Genomic DNA, 1057 nt, shown 5'->3' with positions numbered 1-1057 from the left:
TGCCGGGGTACCCCGCCGGTACCCGCTACGGCAGGTTGCGGGCCATCACGATGCGCTGGACCTGGTTGGTCCCCTCGTAGATCTGCGTGATCTTCGCGTCCCGCATCATCCGCTCCACCGGGTAGTCCCGCGTGTACCCGTACCCACCCAGCAACTGCACCGCGTCCGTCGTGATCTCCATCGCCGCGTCCGACGCGAAACACTTCGCCGACGCCCCGAAGAACGTCAGATCCCCGTCCCCACGCTGCGACTTCGCCGCCGCGACATACGTCAACTGCCGCGCCGCCTCCAGCTTCATCGCCATGTCCGCCAACATGAACTGCACACCCTGGAAATCACCGACCGGCTTCCCGAACTGCTTCCGCTCGCGCACATACCCCTTCGCGTAGTCCAACGCCCCCTGCGCGATCCCCACCGCCTGCGCCGCGATCGTCACCCGCGTGTGGTCCAGCGTCCGCATCGCCGTCGCGAACCCCGAACCCTGCGCCCCGATCATCCGATCCGCCGGAATCCGCACATTGTCGAAGTACACCTCACGCGTCGGCGACCCCTTGATCCCCAACTTCCGCTCCGGCGCCCCGAACGACACACCCTCGTCGCCCTTCTCCACCACGAACGCCGAAATCCCCTTCGACCGCAACTCCGGATCGGTGACCGCCATCACCGTGTAGAACTCCGACACCCCCGCATTGGTGATCCACCGCTTCACCCCGTTCAACACCCAGAAGTCCCCGTCCCGCACCGCCCGGGTCCGCATCCCCGCCGCGTCCGAACCCGCCTCCGGCTCCGACAGGCAGTACGAGAACATCCCCTCACCCCGCGCCAACGCCCCCAGGTACTTCGCCTTCAACTCCTCCGACCCCGACAACTGCACCGGCAACGAACCCAACTTGTTCACCGCCGGGATCAACGACGACGACGCACACACCCGCGCCACCTCCTCGATCACGATCACCGTCGCCAGCGCGTCCGCCCCCGCACCACCGAACTCCTCCGGCACGTGCACCGCATGCAGGTCATTGGCCCGCAACGCCTCCAACGCCTCCTGCGGGAACCG

At 67.2% G+C, this 1057-nt stretch carries 1 protein-coding gene; it reads right to left on the bottom strand.

Annotation, left to right across the window (positions count from 1 at the left end; translation table 11 throughout):
* Window positions 1-25: 25 nt before the first annotated feature.
* On the bottom strand, window positions 26-1057 hold a 1032-nt coding region (locus tag AB0J08_RS41760), incomplete at its 5' end, for an acyl-CoA dehydrogenase family protein (RefSeq protein WP_360645481.1).

Origin of the sequence: Kitasatospora sp. NPDC050463 (genome assembly GCF_040655255.1) — a bacterium.
Taxonomy (GTDB): Bacteria; Actinomycetota; Actinomycetes; order Streptomycetales; family Streptomycetaceae; genus Kitasatospora.
This window is presented reverse-complemented; position numbering and strand designations above follow the sequence as displayed.